11 protein-coding genes are annotated in these 16,798 nt (G+C 38.7%); 5 read left to right on the top strand and 6 right to left on the bottom strand.

The annotated features are described in order from the left end of the window. Positions 1-4: 4 nt before the first annotated feature. The 3 genes from WH223_RS19835 to WH223_RS19825 all read right to left on the bottom strand — a co-directional run bounded on the left by WH223_RS19835 (position 5) and on the right by WH223_RS19825 (position 5,917). Positions 5-2,737 (bottom strand): TonB-dependent receptor, encoded by a 2,733-nt coding sequence (locus tag WH223_RS19835; RefSeq protein WP_340049616.1) that lies wholly within the window; start codon positions 2,735-2,737, stop codon positions 5-7. A gap of 82 nt (positions 2,738-2,819) precedes the next feature. Then, positions 2,820-4,280 carry a fimbrillin family protein gene (locus tag WH223_RS19830; protein ID WP_340049615.1) on the bottom strand — a complete coding sequence of 487 codons (1,461 nt, stop codon included), beginning with the start codon at positions 4,278-4,280 and terminating at the stop codon, positions 2,820-2,822. Positions 4,281-4,321: 41 nt separating this feature from the next. Then, positions 4,322-5,917 carry a DNA/RNA non-specific endonuclease gene (locus tag WH223_RS19825; protein ID WP_340049614.1) on the bottom strand — a complete coding sequence of 532 codons (1,596 nt, stop codon included), beginning with the start codon at positions 5,915-5,917 and terminating at the stop codon, positions 4,322-4,324. A 241-nt stretch (positions 5,918-6,158) separates the two neighbouring features. Here WH223_RS19825 and WH223_RS19820 point away from each other — a divergent pair, with 241 nt between their 5' ends. Next, on the top strand, positions 6,159-7,193 hold the full coding sequence (locus WH223_RS19820) for a clostripain-related cysteine peptidase (RefSeq protein WP_340049612.1): 1,035 nt from the start codon (positions 6,159-6,161) through the stop codon (positions 7,191-7,193). 72 nt (positions 7,194-7,265) lie between these two features. Here WH223_RS19820 and WH223_RS19815 read toward each other — a convergent pair whose 3' ends face one another. Next, positions 7,266-8,138: a hypothetical protein gene (locus WH223_RS19815; RefSeq protein ID WP_340049610.1), complete on the bottom strand. Its 873-nt coding sequence runs from the start codon at positions 8,136-8,138 to the stop codon at positions 7,266-7,268. Positions 8,139-8,397: 259 nt separating this feature from the next. Between WH223_RS19815 and WH223_RS19810 the strand changes: the two genes are divergently transcribed. Then, positions 8,398-9,966: an ArnT family glycosyltransferase gene (locus tag WH223_RS19810; protein WP_340049609.1), complete on the top strand. Its 1,569-nt coding sequence runs from the start codon at positions 8,398-8,400 to the stop codon at positions 9,964-9,966. 57 nt (positions 9,967-10,023) lie between these two features. Further along, positions 10,024-10,938 (top strand): AraC family transcriptional regulator, encoded by a 915-nt coding sequence (locus WH223_RS19805; protein WP_340049608.1) that lies wholly within the window; start codon positions 10,024-10,026, stop codon positions 10,936-10,938. A 160-nt stretch (positions 10,939-11,098) separates the two neighbouring features. Here WH223_RS19805 and WH223_RS19800 read toward each other — a convergent pair whose 3' ends face one another. Both WH223_RS19800 and WH223_RS19795 read right to left on the bottom strand, forming a co-directional pair. Next, entirely contained in the window at positions 11,099-12,274 is a 1,176-nt protein-coding gene (locus WH223_RS19800; protein ID WP_340049607.1) for a PepSY-associated TM helix domain-containing protein, read from the bottom strand. Positions 12,275-12,282: 8 nt separating this feature from the next. Then, positions 12,283-14,745 (bottom strand): TonB-dependent siderophore receptor, encoded by a 2,463-nt coding sequence (locus WH223_RS19795; protein WP_340049606.1) that lies wholly within the window; start codon positions 14,743-14,745, stop codon positions 12,283-12,285. A gap of 95 nt (positions 14,746-14,840) precedes the next feature. Between WH223_RS19795 and WH223_RS19790 the strand changes: the two genes are divergently transcribed. Together WH223_RS19790 and WH223_RS19785 are read left to right on the top strand one after the other, a co-directional pair. Beyond that, positions 14,841-15,896 carry a helix-turn-helix transcriptional regulator gene (locus WH223_RS19790; protein WP_340049605.1) on the top strand — a complete coding sequence of 352 codons (1,056 nt, stop codon included), beginning with the start codon at positions 14,841-14,843 and terminating at the stop codon, positions 15,894-15,896. Between the two features lie 44 nt (positions 15,897-15,940). Continuing rightward, positions 15,941-16,594: a tetratricopeptide repeat protein gene (locus tag WH223_RS19785; protein ID WP_340049604.1), complete on the top strand. Its 654-nt coding sequence runs from the start codon at positions 15,941-15,943 to the stop codon at positions 16,592-16,594. The last annotated feature ends 204 nt before the right edge of the window (positions 16,595-16,798 follow it).

Genomic DNA, 16,798 nt, shown 5'->3' with positions numbered 1-16,798 from the left:
GGTATTAAAATTTATAGTTTACGTTTACAAAACAGTTGATGCCTTGCATATAGTAATATTTAGAAGGGAATTTAGTAGCTGCATTTGTTGCCCCTGCATCTAAACGACCTTGTTCGTATCCGCCAGTTCTGATGTCTTTTTTGTTCAATAAGTTGTTTACAGCAATATTGAAGTTCATCGATTTACGGTTTTTCAAGTATAAGATTTTACCTATAGAAAGGTCTAGCGTATAGTAATCATCATACTTCTCTTGATGAGTAAGCGATTTGTACACGTTAAACAGGTTTTCATCATATGGGTTGATCGAAGTATAGTTAGATGCTAACCTTCTCAATGGTGCTAAATCTACATAGTTGTCTCCTGCGTAGTTAACATTTGCACCAAAGAACCAGAAATTATAGAAGTAACGAACACCTAAAGTTGCTGCTGTTTGCGGCATACCACCTACGTGGTAATTTTTTAAGTAAACTGTTTCTTCCACATTGTTGATAACACCATTTTCAGAGTTCATAATACCCATAGGGTTGTTGGCATAGTAGAACTCTGATTTTGTACCCGCAAAATCTATCGTCCAGTTGTTATCCACCTTCACAGATACGCCTAATTCTACACCACGGTTTGTTTGGTCAAGACCTTTAATTGCGTGGTTAATGAATGTACGTTGTGCATCATGGTAGTAACTTTTACGATCCAATAGATCAGAGAAGTTCGTTTGGTATACCGAAAGACGACCATTAACTCTTGGTGTAGAGAAAATATAGTTGATATCCGTACTGAAAATTTTAGAGCTCTCCATGTTTTCAACTGTACGGTCGTTGATACGTGGCGAGATGTAAGCATTGTTTGCTAATGGTGCTTTTGTCAGGTAACTGATGTTGCTCGTTAACATATGACGACCATTGATTTTGTAAGTAGCACCACCTTTAAAAGCGTAATCTACAAAGTCGAAAGTTTTACCTTCTCCATATGAATTATCTGGGTAGCGACCATTTTTCATGAAACCTACACGATTGAATTGGTTGTAGGAAATCTGCGTACCATAGTAGAAATCTACTTTAGCATAGCTGTATTCATTTTGTACCCATGCATTGGCCGATTTCATATTGATATTGAAGCGATATCCGAAGATATCTCCTTTGTAGCCTTTAGCATTCGGGTTGTACATGTCATTCTGAATGATATCGTTATTTCCTTGGAAATCACGCTCCGAGAATTTATCGATATCCAATACATATTCAGCGCCTAATAAATCATCTACTGTTTTGTATTGTTGCGATTGGGAAGCTCTTGCTGAAACACCAGCTGTAAGTTTAGAATGCTCGTTGATGGTTTTGTTTAACGTACTGTTGAAAGAAGCTTCTAATAAGTTGCTGTGTCTTTTTTCTACCATGTAGATAGCAGCGCCATCATTGATTTTGTTCTCTAGCTTATTGGCTAGGTACATTTTATTCCAGTTGATTTGCGTGAAATCAGTATTGTTATTTTGCCATAAATCTAAATAAAACTGTTTAGAGATATCTTCCGTTTGGTAGGAAGGCAAGTAACGATAATAGTCTGGACGTGGGTCTGGACCATTATACCAGTTTAGCGATGTTGTCGCATATTTACCGTAATGTAAAGATACACCAGTCGTTAAACGTGTATCACGGTCGATTTTCCATACGTGAGAAAGAATACCTGTAGGGTCATAAGCCGTTACTACGCGTGAGTTACGGATTTTACCATCTTGGTAACCCCAGTTTGGGTTGTATAGGTTGTTGCCCACCAAGTCATATACCTCTTGGAAAGAAGCCGACTGCTGTCCACGTGATACGGGCGAACCGAATGTTACAAACGATAAACTGTGTTTACCTTGTTTGAATTGCTTTTCTACAGAGAAAGCGTAGGACATGTTTTGGTAGAAAGTACCTTCTACATTTCCTTTATCGGCATAGCGTCCACCAACAAGAGCCGTGAAAGCCCATCCATTGTCTTGCATACCTGTAGAGTAGCTAAACATACCGCGGCTGTAGTAGTTGCGGTTGGTGTAGGTGACGGTTGCTTTTGCGCCTCTAGCAAAGCTACCAGCACGCATGTTGATATTTTCTGAACCACCGATAGATCCAAATGTAAAGGTAGAGGCCGACATAAAGTTGTCATTATCTCCGTTTCTCGTTAGGTCGTTTATTGCTCCAATGGATGCAAAGTTGAAAACGCCACGTAACTGATCGTTGAAGGCTACACCATTGATATACTTCTGTTCGTGTATATTTTGGTAACCACGTGCTCTAAAGCGGAAAGGAGATAGCTGAAAACCAACCTTATTAAGGAATACGTCGTTAGACAGGATTACCTTGGCCGATATATTTTGTGCCGCCGATTCATTGTCGTCATCCAACATGTCTTCCGACGCATTGATCAGGGCTTGGTTATTTTCATAATCTATGCGCAGAGATACTTCAATCTCGCCTACATCTAACAATCCTGATTTTGGAATGTTGATTGTTACTTGTTTAGTCTGGATATTGGAACCGCTAATCGTAAGCGTTTCTTTACCTGCGTTCAAATGTTGGGCTGTAAATCCCCCCTTCTCATCCGTCTGTACAGCTACTTGGTTTTTTTCAAAATAAACGCGAACGTAAGCGAAAGCATCGTTCGTGCCTGCTATACGCAAAGAGCCCTTAACTGCTGTAGATTGGGCAAATGCGGGGATAGCAATAAGAAAAGTGAGAAAATATAAGATGTATTTTTTATACATTTCAGTTGTTTGTGTAAAACAGTAAAAGGCAAAGAACCGCCAAGAGTTTTCACCCTTGGCGGACTTTAACCTAGGTTAAATATTATTTTAAGCCGGAAATCGCAATGTCACCAATACGAATTCCTACTTTGTTTGCTGCACCTTCAACTAAGAAAGTCAAGGTAGAGTTTTCTGGTACTGTAGTTCCTTTTGGAATATCAAAAGTTACTTCTTCATCTCTCCATTTGTTAGCCTCTGCAGCAACCAAATTGAATGATTTAGGACTAACTGTTACGCCATTTAAAGTGATTTTAACATTGGAAATATCATATGTTAATGATCCTGTTTGGTTACCAGAGATTTTGAAGTTTACTTTGAACGACGTAGGATCTGCGAAACCTTTTGTATCAATGTTTGAGATTTTAAACTCGCCATCTTTTCCTAAAGGAAACCAAAGGTGGTTTGTTAGTGTGCTTGTTAATCGAACATCTACCGTTCCAAAACGGTCAGCATAAGTTTGTGTTTTTATAGTCCAATCTGTATACTTGTCGATTTTTGGTTTAGAATCTTTAACATCTTGTGTCCCAAAAGTCTCTTTTGAAATAAGTTGTAATGTTTTTTCTTGGTTTCCTGGATCAGTTGGTGTTTCGTCTTTACCATCTTTGATGATATCGTAGTTTCCTGAAGGAACATTTGTCCAATCAACAATTGTAGAAGTAACAGATACTTTGTTGTTTCCAGCAGCATCTGTAGTTAACGTAACGCTGTATTGGTATTTTTTACCAGCTTCGTAAGCTGTTGGTGTAGGTAAAGTCCATGTGAAATCACCTTGCGCTAATTTGAAAACGATTTTATTTCCAGCAGCAGATGCAACAGGTAATACGATAGCTTCAGCTACAAATTTGTCAGCACCAGCAGTTACTTTAGCGTTGAATAGATTTTTTGCATCAGCAGTAGTTAATGAACCAGTTGCTAGATCGAAGTTCGCTTTTGTGTTGAAACCGTCAAATTGTACGTTTAAGTTTGCTAAAGACGTAACACCAGTACCTTTGTTTACCGTTAGCTCTACTTTACTTAAAACGTGGTTGAAGATCAACTGTGCGTTGCTTGAAGTTTTGCTAAAGTTCTTTGCATTGTTGGAGTACATCACATCAATTTGGTTTTGTTGTGATTGATCCACTAAGTTAAGTGCTAAAGCATTGTTTGCAACAGCCGCTTGGTACGGGTAGTACGCGATGAAGTCTACTTGTGAACCATCAGCAGGGTAGCTAATTTCTTCCGCTGCAGATTCAGCTTGGAAATTGCCACTAGCATTAGGCGTCACATACTTTTTGTTGCCAGCAATAATATTGGTTAAAGCTGTACCTTTTTTCATGAAAACACCAATGGCATCATTGTTATCCCAAGTGTTGTTTGTTGCTTTCGTAAGTACTTGGTCCGTAATTTTGGAAGAGAACTTCACTGTTGAGCTTAGTTCAGATTCCGGAGTCGGGCCTTTCTCACACGAAGTGGTTAGCGCCACAGCTGACACGGCAGCTGCGAAAAGGAAATTGTTAATTTTCATAATTGTTAATTATATGTTGTTTTTATGAATTAAGCTCTTATTTAATTCCAGACAGCATTGGTAGCGGTATTCTTCTGTGCATCCGTTAAATTCGGGAAGAAGGTAAATCCTGTTGTTGCTTCTAGCTCTTTTACACTCGTTTTATAGGTGTTAAAGCTAGCTCCTCCAGGAGGAACTTCGTTATCCATTTTGTAAGCGATGGTATAGAACTTATTGTCTTTAGTTTTCATGGCTAAAGCTTTGAAGTAGTATTTAGGAATCGGTACGCGTGCACCCGCCCCATCTGTTGTCGTTCTATCGTTAATATTAGGATAAGGCATAGCCCCAGTTACCACATACATGGTGTCACATTCCGTTTTTGTTGTCCACGTACGGATTTGATTTTCCAAGTTTGCCCAAATCCCTTGGTTCAATCTTGCCGTTTGTGGCGTCATATTGGTGTAGTAGAATGTCGTTCTATTCGCGGCTGCATTTGCCGTACGGTCACCACTAGGCAGTTGGTGTCCGCGGTCATAATCGCCACCATAACTTTTTGTCAAGTTAGCTTGAAAAGAAGAACTAATTTGTGGATCGTAACCCCAAGCGTTTGTACGACTCACCGAGCCGATATGCGTTCTGTGTAAAGGATAAGCCACCCAGTAAGCATATTTTAAATCGGAGTCAAAAAGCATCGAAAAATTACGGTTTGACGGATCTTGAGGCATTTGCTTGAATAAAAACGTCATTTTCGAGGTCAAGTTTTCCATTTTAGGAATCTCTTGATAGGCTTGTGTTTGTGGAGTTCCGCCCGTAACATCGCCATTGTTGATATTGATGTTTACCGTGTAGCGTGTTCCTTTTTCAAGGGCTGTAAATGTCGGGATGGTCCATGTAAAGCTCTCGCCACTAGGTGACTCAAACTTGATTTTTTTACCGCTGATATTTTCACCCGGTAATAAGGTAAGCTCTACTAAAGCATTGTTATCCGACTTTATCGTTACACTGGCTTGTAATGCCTGTTTATCTGGAGCCGATGTTAAGGTACCATTGCGCAAGTCAAAAGTTGCTTTTGTCGCGGCTTCAGAAAGCGTTGCCTTAAGCTGAGAAGCTTTTAAAGCATCGGTGTTATTAATGGTAAGGTTGATTGCTAAGCGCGATAATTGACGATTAAATACCAAAGGAATGGATAGCGTTCCCGGATTGATGCCTTTAGCACCATTGGTATACATTAAATCTAAATTTGCTTGGTTTGTTTGGTCTGTTAAGTCAACTGGATACGTAAAATTATCTACGGCTTTGTGCGGGTAAAATGCAATAAAGTCAACAGACGTTTTTGGTAAATATACCGGCATCGCACTTTGAAAGATAGCACCATTGATGGTGAACGGGATGTTGTTTACATTGTTTACAATAGAAGTAGCAGAAAGTTCTTGTCCATTATTCACCATAAAGACACCAATTTTATCTCCTTGATCCCATGAAATTCCATTGGCTTTCGTGGTAATTTGTCCTGCAATTGTAGAGGTGAAATGGATGGATTGTTGATCGGTTAAAAGATCATTGTTACGCTTACAACTGGAAGTTACTACGATAAGTAAAATCAGGGGAAAAACCCTCGTCCAGGCGTTGAGCGCCTTGTTAGTAATTTGTTTTCTCATTTATACACTTTAATTTATTCCTTTAATGAACGAGCATTAAACGACTACAAACCTAGCGGTTTTGTGTTGCTCTATAATTAGGTCAAAGTTAAGTTATTGTTACTTTACATTAGAAATAGTTAATGTTAATATCTATTTACTAATTTTGTTTCAAAATAGGATTATGAAGGGCTTTTGTAAGTTGTTTGTTTGCAGTTGTTTGTTGCTTTTTTTTGCTTCTTGTGCCAAGGATGATGCAGAGATGAGCATTGCTAATCGGACAATATTGGTTTATATAGGAGCCAATAATAATTTAGTAACGGATGCTTATAACAGCATTAATAAGATGGAAGAAGCATTAACATCGCTGGATGCTGATGTTATTGTATATGCGCGATTAGCCGGTGCGAAGCCTCAGATTTACCGTATTCAAGCGGATCGTAGTCCTTCGATTAAAAGCACGGTTTTGAAAAGCTATAGCGAACATAATTCTGCCGATCCGGCGGTTATGGGAGAGGTTATAAACACGATGCGCGGCTACGCTAGGGGGAAATCGACCGGCCTTATTTTATGGTCCCACGCCAGCAATTGGTTGCCAGATACGCGTATCAAATTACGTTCCTTTAACGATGATAACGGGAAGCAAACAGATCTTAAAGATTTAGTACAAGTTGTTCCGGCAGGTCTTGATTTTTTAATGTTTGATGCTTGCTCTATGGCTAGCGTGGAGGTGTTGTATGAGCTGCGTCAAAAAGCTAAGTATGCAGTAGCTTCTCCAACGGAAGTATTATCGACAGGTATGCCCTACGACTTGGTGTTAGCGGATCTCGTATCTGACGATTTAGAAACCGGCCTTAAGCGAGCTGCAACAACCTATTATCAGTATTATTTGGGACAAGGGGGCGATTATCAATCGGCATCGATTAGTATAATAAACAATGCTTACTGGGCCGATGTTGTGCAAGAGAATAAAAAAATGGTGGATAGTAATCCTCGTTTGCAGGTCAATCGTTCTAATTTACAGAGACTTGACTTTGACCCAGCATCCTTATCTGTAGGTTACGATTATTTGGATTTTATGAAACAACAGTATGGGACTGTGGATAGGCTGAGTCAAGCTTTTGACAGGTTAGTTGTTTATAAAGCACATACTCCTAATTTTTTAGGAAAACCTATTCGTACTTTTTCGGGCTTATCTTGTTATGTGCCTACGGTTGAAAATAACTGGGTTCATGACTACTATAAAAGCCTAATTTGGGCTAAGGATAGTGGCTTCGATCGCTTCTTTAATTTTTAAGATGATAATCTATATATAAAAAATCCCATCACAAATTGTGTGATGGGATTTTTTTATGCGGAGTAGGCTACCTTATCGAACCCATAATTTGACCACTGCTAAATCACCTTTCTTATTTTTTAAGGTAATTACATCAGACCCTTTGCCTGTGTCATTGGTTTCAATAAACAACACTTCATAGTCTACCGGTTTTCCAGTTTTAATATCTGTAGGTCGCGCTAAGGATGTTTTTCCGATAACCTTGGTACTGTTGTCAAGAATAAACCATTCTTCATTTTTTGGAAGGTTTACCGTGGCACTCATCGTGTTAAAACCTTCTAGTTCCAAATAGTTGGTTGTTAGTTCGGAATTCAAAATGTTCTCAACTTTCAGTTTAGCGGTCATTCCACGTTTGTCTTTAATCTTATAGTACGTGTTACCAAGCGTATTTGAGGTTACTTTTATCCCTTCTTCCACAAATTTAGCGGTCGACGCACCTCCTTTTTGTGTCTCTAAAGTATAAGGAGCACCAGCGCCAAAGCTGAAATTTGAGATAATATAACTTTGTCCGGAAGCAAGCATCAGGCTGAAACGTGGCACCTCCAGTAATCTACTTGTCGATTTAATTTTAAGCGTAGCTTTTTGTGCTTCCTTATCGGTAATGGTGAGTTCTGTTCCTGCAGCAGCAAGGAGGTTGACTTTTACCCTATTGCCGTTGAGCGTAACTTTAGCATCTTCATCGCCATCTGTTTTTGATACATCTATATTGTAAGTTCCATTTCCATCGATAATTTCGAATTCGTAGTCGACTTCATTCGTTTCAACAAACCCATTTTTCCCTTCGACAACAGAAAGCTTAAGCTCTTTTACGCCATCTTCAATAAGATCGTCGTCTAGCGGAGAACTACAGGAAAAAACTAAAAACAGTATAGGTAAAAATAGCGTAAATAGACGGATGCTCTTCATAATAATAAACTAGGTATATGCTTCATAGTTGAATAGGTAGTTAAATATAAGAAAGATGTGTCTTTTTCACAAGTAAATACAGAGAATTAATGCTATTTTAATGTGGTGAACTTGAATTTGATATGCTGAGAAATTGAGAAATATCAACCTCGATAGTTTGAGTCCATTTTTTTGTTGAGTTACTGCGAAATGAACTTTATGATGTTATGAAGGATTTGTATTTTTGAGTATATGATTAGCCAAACCCTAAAACCAATAAATGAATAGTGTACTTTTTAAAGGTGAATCTTGCCCTTCAGATTTTCTTGATAAGCAGAAATATAGTGTTCTTTTTTTCTTCTTAGCCTGTAAATTTATCATCCATTTTTTCTTGATTGATGCGGTGTATGATTTGCATCGCGATGAATACCTACATTTAGATCAGGCAAATCACTTAGCATGGGGCTATACCTCCGTACCGCCAGTGACTTCTTGGATTTCTTACCTCATCAAGCTCCTTGGTAATGGTTTATTCTGGGTGAAGTTCTTTCCTGTTCTATTTGGTGCTTTAACGATTTTTGTAGTTTGGAAAACCATCGATGAGTTAAAAGGAAATCTATTTGCTTTTATTTTAGGAACGGGCTGTATCACGTTTTCGACACTTTTTCGATTAAACATCTTATACCAACCAAATTCTTTAGATGCATTGTGTTGGACATTATGCTATTTTTTACTGCTTAAATATTTGAATAGCCATGCTGTAAAATGGTTGTTTTATTTAGCTATTGCCTTTGCCTTTGGTTTTTTGAATAAGTACAATATTGGTTTTCTATTGCTAGGCTTGGTGCCTGCACTTTTAGTATCCGCGCAGCGGAAGATTTTCTTGGAAAAGAAGCTGTATTTGGCAGCCTTACTTGCACTGATTTTGATCAGTCCCAATTTAATATGGCAATATCAGGAGGGCTTCCCCGTGGTAAAGCATATGCGTGAGTTAGCTGATACACAGTTGGTACACGTGGAACGTTGGGGCTTTTTGAAAGCGCAGTTTTTCTTCTTTTTTGGCACTTTTATCGTCATTATCCTAGGGTTATTGGGCTTAGTAGCTTATGCTCCCTTTAAAAAGTATAGTGTCTTTTTTAGTTCTTTCTTATTCACCTTAGCGGTCTTTCTTTTGTTAAAAGCTAAAGATTATTATGCCATAGGCCTTTACCCGGTTTATTTTGCCTTTGGATCCGTTTACCTAGCTAGCTTACTTGAAAATAGAGTAGGGAGGGTACTAAAACCTATTTGTATCCTTTTGTCTTTGCTATTTTATGTGCCTGTGTATCGTATTACTTTTCCCAATAAAACACCTGAATATATTGCAACACATAGCGAAAAGTATAAACGGCTAGGCATGTTGCGTTGGGAAGACGGTAAGGAATATGCATTGCCTCAGGATTTTGCGGATATGTTGGGATGGAAAGAGTTAGCACGAAAAGTTGATAGTGTCTACGCGCAAATACCAGATAAGGAACATACACTTGTTTTGTGTGACAATTATGGTCAGGCGGGAGCTATTAATTACTATTCAAAAAAAGGTGTGAAAGCAACATCTTTTAGTGCAGACTATATCAATTGGTTTGATCTTAGTAAGCCTTATAAGAACCTTATTCGGGTGAAATATAGCGGAGAGAAAGAGCGTGAGCTCCAGCAAACTTCAGCTTTTTTTGAAACGGGTAAACTAGTAGATTCTGTTGAAAATAGCTATGCGCGTGAGCATGGAACACTTATTTTTAGCTTTCGTGAAGCAAAGGTGGATATCAATAAAAGAATTCGAGACGAGATAGCACAAGAAAGCGGCCGATAAGTAAATAGCATATGCTTATCCAATCGCTCTTTATTTTAATTATTAGTTTTTGGGACAATGCATATAGAAAATGAAATTCAGATTGACTATAAGGTGCGAATCAATCGTGTCTTTGAATATATAGATGCAAATTTAGATGGCGCTCTTACACTGAAAATATTGGCCGACATTGCCTTCTTCTCGCCTTTTCATTTTCATCGTGTTTTTAAATCGATCACGGGCGAAACGCTGAATGATTATGTTATTAGACGTCGAATAGAAAAGTCAGCCTCCGACTTGATGCATAAACATGTGTCGTTAAGTACTATATATAGGAGCTATGGCTTTCCCGATAACTCATCCTTCACACGAGCTTTTAAAAAGTTTTATGGCGTGAGTCCTACAGCCTTCAAAAAGGAAAACCCAAATAAGTTTAGCAAGATTCGACAAATCGAAAGCAAGAATGGTCAAATCTATCCTGATTTTGAGAAATATATTTGCATCATTGATAATCTTAAGAAATGGATACAGATGAATGCAAAAATTGAAGTTAAAGAAATTGAAAAGCTAAATTTAGCTTATGTGCCGAGTATTGGAACTCGTAATTTAGAAGCTACCTATCAGAAGTTAGTACGCTGGGCTGGCCCAAAAGGATTGCTGGACGATAATACGAAGATGGTTACCATTTATCATGATAGCCTACTTGTGACTGAAGCAGATAAAGCCCGATTGGATGCTTGTATTGTGCTGACGAAGTCCGTTGCTGTGGATGGAGAATTTGGATTAACAAGCATCGAGCAAGGGAAGTTTATTGTTGGAAGCTTCGAAATCGGAATTGATGAGTTTGAAAAATCATGGACAGGCTTGTTTGTGTGGATGCATGAGCATGGCTATAAAAAAGCAGACCGTCATCCTTTTGAGTTGTACCACAATAATTTTAATGAACATCCAGAGAAAAGGGCAAAGGTAGATTTTTACATTCCTATAGATTAATGGCTATGGAGACGTCGGAAGAAGAGGTTGAAACCTATTCCGACTTCTTTTTTACTGCGAAAAGAGAAACTATCAGCACGACTATTATACATAAATAACTGCGCCCAAGGGATGGGACACAGTCATAGGTAGATGTATTAAAATTTTACTGAAATTATAGTTAACGTTTACTCTTCTTCTTCTTGAATGTGCGATTGTACCATACGATGAAACCCGTTACAGGAAGAGAAGCGCAGATTAAGCTGCCTATAAAAGCGAAAAGCATTCCAGGTAAACCTGCTATTTTTCCAACATGTATGTTATAGTTGGAGTTTCGCCATTTCATACCTAATGTCTTATCCTGTTGAAGCCTCTTGAAATAATTCTCACCATTACGAAGGTCGTAGGCATATACATCGGATGCATGCCAGCCGGAGCCATCTTTAAAATAAATTGACGTACTGATTTGGTTGTTCTCTTTATTAACCGTAACATTCATTCCTTCATGCGAAGCATGCTTATGTTGTAAATCTTCCCAAAGGATATCCAATGGTTTATTAGCGGTTTGACTTATCTTTTCGGTATCCGTGCCTTTCGGATTTGCTATTTTGAAGCTCGGTCTTTTCCCATCTAAGAGCCAGTATATGCTACCTTCCCACCATTTGAATGACCATACAAGCCCCGTGATAGCAATGAGCATGGTAAATAAGAATACATAAAAACCAAGTACTTGGTGAAGGTCGTAGTTCAGTCGTTTCCATTTGGCTTTAGGATTTATCTTAAGTCTTTTAATGGCGACTTTTCGATTCTTGGGCCACCATAAGATTAACCCCGTGATAGAGATAATGATAAATAACAGCGTGGAAGTACCGACGATAATACTACCTACATCACTGCGAAGGTAGAGAAATTGGTGAATCTGCCTCGCAATCCAGAAGAAGTTGGTCTCCATATCAATCTTTCCCAAAAAGGCTCCTGTATAGGGGTCGATAAAGACGCGATCCCAATGGTGGATTTGTTGGTTGATGAATAAATGATTGCCGAGATTTTCTTTATCCATTTGTTCACGCGCATCAAACGCATAAGATTTATTTTTTTCGGCTGTCGCCGGAATACGTATCGCTGTAATAGGCTTGTCTTTTCCTAGTGCCGTTTGTGCCTTCTCGTATAGCGTAGAAAAGGGGAGTAGCTCTTTATCTATAGGTTGTTTTACTGTGCATAGCTTCGGATTAAATAGCGCGAATAGCTCCTCCTCAAACACAAAGGTCGCTCCCGTGATGCTGACTATAAAAACCACCAGCCCGGTAATAATACCGAGCCAGCGATGTAAGAAGAGTGCAGTTTTTTTGAATTTCATGGACAGGATTAGAAAGTATAACCTAATGTAAATAGGAAATTACGCGGCGTGCCAGGGAACAGACGGATGTAGTCGTAACCACCAATCCAATGTGTTTTGTTCGTGATATTATTTAAGTTGGCTTGAATTTGAACTTTACCTACGGTGTAATATAAGGCAGCATTAACCAGTGTGAATCCTGGAATAGACTGGTTTTGTTCTAAAGAGATATTTCTTTTATCTACATAATTTGCCCCCAAACCAATACCTAGTCCATTTAGTTGACCATGTTTTAAAGTATAACGTGTCCATATATTAGCGGTGTTGTGAGGCGCATTAGGTTTTTGTCTGTTTACCTCATATTGGTTCTTACTATCCAAAATTTGCGCATCATTGTAGGCATAGGAAGCAATAATGCTCCAGTTGGGCAAGATTTGTCCATGCACATCAAATTCAATTCCTTTAGAGCGTTCTTTTCCAATCTGCACGAGTAAGTCTGGGTTGTCAACCGTTGGCGATGGGAATAAGGAGTTTTTTTGATTTATTTGATAAATACCCGTTGTGATCTGTAGCTTTCCGTTTAACCAAGCACTCTTCACACCAAACTCTGTCATGTCGCTTTCCAGCGGATCAAATGGGCCTCCAGCATTAGGGTTTGCAATAGCAGAGGCTGTTTGCGGGTTGTAGCCCTGCACATAGGTACCATACACATTAATTTGTGGGTTAACGGTGTAGACAGCCCCAATCCGTGGTAAGAATTTATGCTGATATACATTGGTTTCTTTATCGGTTTTGTAACCTGTTATATCTTTGTAAGACTCGTAGCGCATACCCAACAACACCTGTAAAGCACCATAGCTTACCTGCTCTTGTAGGTAAAAAGCATTGAGGTTGTAGTAGGTCGGTGCTACGATAGTAGAGGTGTAGAAATACTTCGATATATCCTGCAATTGCTGACTTTTCAGCCTATCAGTAAGGTCAAAGTTAGAAACGTTTGGTACCGGATTCCCTTTGTCATCTAATTTGTATAGATCTTTTTTCTTAGGATCATATTTACTAATAGATCCTGTATTGTCTTTATTTCTAAAACCATTGGCAGTCAGTTGTGACCCACCAACAGGAAGAACTTCTTGTGCATAATCATAGCCTAAAATAATTTTATGTTGTAATTTGCCCGTTTCTATTTGATAGTTAAAGTAGGCCGATAGGTTATCCATAAAACGTTTTCTTTTTCGAAGAAATACTTGACGCGCCACTTGATTTTGAATCTCTTTACCATTACCATCTACCGCATATGCATTACTAGAACGATGCTCATTGAGATCTTCTGCGTAGCCTGTTTTTATGTATGAAGCATTAAAGCTTAAGTTTTTGGAGAAGTTATGGTTTAAGCTCGTCGTCACCATATAGGTTTGCTCATTGAGATAATCCCCCGTCGTATTCATGGATAAGCTGATAGGTGTTGAATGTAAATCGCCATTAGCAAATACCGATTGTCCACGGTCTAAACGGGAACGAGAATCGTTGTAAACGATGTCGAAGTTTAAACGGGTGTTTTCTGTCGGAATGAAAGAGAACGAAGGAGCCAAAACTACGTTTTTATCAAACTGTAGATCTCTAAAGCTTTGCGCATCCTCATACCCAATGTTTAATCGGTATAGCAAGGTTTTATCCTTGGTGATAGGTCCTGTAAAGTCAGCTAAAGCTCTAAAATTATTGAAACTACCAATGCCGAAGGATAAGGATCTCTTGGTTTCATCCAATGGTTTTTTCGTTACTCGGTTGATAACACCTCCGGGGCTAGCATTACCAAATAAAGCAGACGAAGGTCCTTTTAGTACTTCTACACGCTCTAAGTAGTTTGCTAATGGTTGCTTCCAAAAACCAGTGGTGCTGCGCATGCCATTGACCAATTGCGTGCTACTACCACCATTTACGCGGAATCCTCGGATAGACAAATCATCATAAACGGTAAATTGATTTACCCCACTGAAATTTTTAACAATCTCGCCCACACGCATTAACCCTTGATCAGCAATAAGTTCCTTCGTAGCGAAGGATACCGACTGTGGTAGGTCGCGCAAGTTTGTTTCAGTCTTACTACCTAAAAAAGATTTAGCATTGCTATATGACTTTTCTTTACGCCCATAGATTTCCACCGTTTGGAGCATCTCTTGTGAAGGCTCTAAGTAAAAACTACCTAAGTTTAATTGTTCTGCGCTAACCTTTATTTTTACTTTTTTACTGCGGAAACCTATAGCACTCAATTGGACAGTATATTCGCCTGTTGGCAATTGTTTGATGTAAAAGAAGCCTAACGTGTCGCTTGCCACAGGGCTTAGTCCTTGTGGTAACGCAAGCGTAGCCCCAGCAATAGCCTGCTGGTTACTTTGGTTAAGAACTTTCCCATAGTAGCTTTTAGAGGCTTGCCCGTAGGCTGTGAAAACTAATATATTGAGGAGTAAAAGTAAATGTATGGAGCGTGAATTCATTTTCTTATTTATATTTAATCTTAATAAGCGCAAATGTGAATCAAAAAAATTACATTTGTCGGAGAAAAAATATCAAACAACGGAATTTTGAAGTCATGCCCATCCGTACTTTAGCGACGCTCTTTGAAAAATATCCGAGTCTTTCCTTACGATGGAAAGGCAACGATGCCTTGCATGAAGAATATTCGGCAAGACCGCCTCATTTCACATTTGATATGGAGACTTTTAAAGGGAAGAGCTTTCAACAGAATAACGGAACTATTTCAGACTATCAGTCCGAAATGGAATGCCAAGAGTTCTCTATCCCTGAAGGTGTACACGTGATGAAAGCCCGATTGCAATCAGCTACTTCAGGTTATATTCAGATTACATCTGCTCGCCCATACCTTCACCTATACTTTGCTATACATAACAATCGGTCGTATTATGCGAAAGATAGCTTGCTGGAGGAACTACACCCCGGAGAATTTCAACTTTATTTATTCCATCAGGAGGAACTGACGGCGATATGGCATACACTGCCTAATGACCACTTCGTGGAAATCAATATCGACTTAACCTTTTTTGAATCGTTACTTCCGATAACGCATCCTTTATCTTTAAAAATTGATAAGCTGCTGGATCAAAAATCCTCAGGTGCTTTGTTCACCAAAGCTAAGCAGATGAATAGTCATCAATATCGAATTTTGGAGGAACTAGGGCAGTCTTCTATTCAACAAAACTTATTGCCGCTGTTGACGAAGGCCAAGCTTATCGAGCTATTTGCTTATATTCTAGAAGAGGAAAATATAAATCGAGTTTCCGCTACGGCAGATAGTATACCTAAAGAGATGCAACTGCTGATGGAAAAAGCAAAAGTGTTGTTGGATAAACAAAAAGCCAATCCGCCATCGATTGCTGAACTCGCGATTCTATTAGGAACGAATGAGAACTACCTGAAGAAGTATTTCAAATTGTACCACCATATGACAATTTACGGATATGTACGGCATATACGGATGCAAACAGCCATGGATTTGCTGCACAAGAGAGAAAAAACGATAAATGAGATCTCTCGTTTCCTCGGTTATACTACCCCTGCCCACTTCTCGTCAAGCTTTAAAAAGCATTTCGGCGTTAAGCCAAAAAAAATACAGCAGACCATCGAGTAAACTTTTTTATCTATATTAGAGGAAGTTAACCAATTTTATAAACGATGAAATTTAAGTTATTACCGCTGTTTTTTGTGGTATTCTTCCTCAATTGCCGTGGACAGGATTGCCAAGAAAAGATTAGCCTTTTACCAATGTATGGTGGTGTTGAAAAATGCCCAGAACAACTCGCAATAGATAAGAGCTTTTTAGCCTCAATTGATCAAGTCTATCCAAATCGGAAGGAGGCAGCGCGCCTTCTCGTTGAAAGGGCATGGTCGTTTTTGTTTACGAAGGATTATGAAAACGCGATGAAAAGATTTAATCAAGCTTGGTTGCTAAATCCGGATTCGTATGAAGTCTATTGGGGTTTTGGAAATCTAGTGGCTGGTAGTGGAAAGCCTAAAGAGGCTATTACGTATTTTGAAATGGCGAAGCAGCATAACCCGACAAATTCTAATTTTTATACTTCTAGTGCATCTGCTTATTTTGAAACTTTTCAAGCCGATAAAAAAGTTGAAAATCGCGATAAGGGTTTGGCAGACTTAGAGGCTGGCCTGAAACTGGATGATAAGAATCCAAAAATCTATTTTTTACTTTCTGTAACTTATTTTCACCTTGACAATATTAAAAAAGCGAAGGAATATTTGGCTATGGCCGAAAATATTGATAGCGCTAGTGTAGACCCAGAATTTAGGAAAATGTTGAGCAGTAGATAATATATAGCCTTTACGTGCTTTTATAGTTAAAAATAGCACTCTTAATTTCTCAAAAATTAAGAGTGCTATTCTGATTTTACCGATTCATCCTTCTCAAGCAATAGCTAGGTATCCCGAGGTTATTGCTTATATCCTTTTAACCGTCGAATTGTTTTTTACGAAAACGTTATAGCTATAGAATATACTTGTATATTTAGGCCGTTA

It is taken from the genome of Sphingobacterium sp. MYb382, assembly GCF_037572665.1.
Taxonomy (GTDB): domain Bacteria; phylum Bacteroidota; class Bacteroidia; order Sphingobacteriales; family Sphingobacteriaceae; genus Sphingobacterium.
This window is presented reverse-complemented; position numbering and strand designations above follow the sequence as displayed.

Bases quoted from the DNA above. Each gene is read 5' to 3' on its own strand.
- WH223_RS19835 (WP_340049616.1), bottom strand. From the start codon at position 2,737: ATGTATAAAAAATACATCTTATATTTTCTCACTTTTCTTATTGCTATC.
- WH223_RS19830 (WP_340049615.1), bottom strand. From the start codon at position 4,280: ATGAAAATTAACAATTTCCTTTTCGCAGCTGCCGTGTCAGCTGTGGCG.
- WH223_RS19825 (WP_340049614.1), bottom strand. From the start codon at position 5,917: ATGAGAAAACAAATTACTAACAAGGCGCTCAACGCCTGGACGAGGGTT.
- WH223_RS19820 (WP_340049612.1), top strand. From the start codon at position 6,159: ATGAGCATTGCTAATCGGACAATATTGGTTTATATAGGAGCCAATAAT.
- WH223_RS19815 (WP_340049610.1), bottom strand. From the start codon at position 8,138: ATGAAGAGCATCCGTCTATTTACGCTATTTTTACCTATACTGTTTTTA.
- WH223_RS19810 (WP_340049609.1), top strand. From the start codon at position 8,398: ATGAATAGTGTACTTTTTAAAGGTGAATCTTGCCCTTCAGATTTTCTT.
- WH223_RS19805 (WP_340049608.1), top strand. From the start codon at position 10,024: ATGCATATAGAAAATGAAATTCAGATTGACTATAAGGTGCGAATCAAT.
- WH223_RS19800 (WP_340049607.1), bottom strand. From the start codon at position 12,274: ATGAAATTCAAAAAAACTGCACTCTTCTTACATCGCTGGCTCGGTATT.
- WH223_RS19795 (WP_340049606.1), bottom strand. From the start codon at position 14,745: ATGAATTCACGCTCCATACATTTACTTTTACTCCTCAATATATTAGTT.
- WH223_RS19790 (WP_340049605.1), top strand. From the start codon at position 14,841: ATGCCCATCCGTACTTTAGCGACGCTCTTTGAAAAATATCCGAGTCTT.
- WH223_RS19785 (WP_340049604.1), top strand. From the start codon at position 15,941: ATGAAATTTAAGTTATTACCGCTGTTTTTTGTGGTATTCTTCCTCAAT.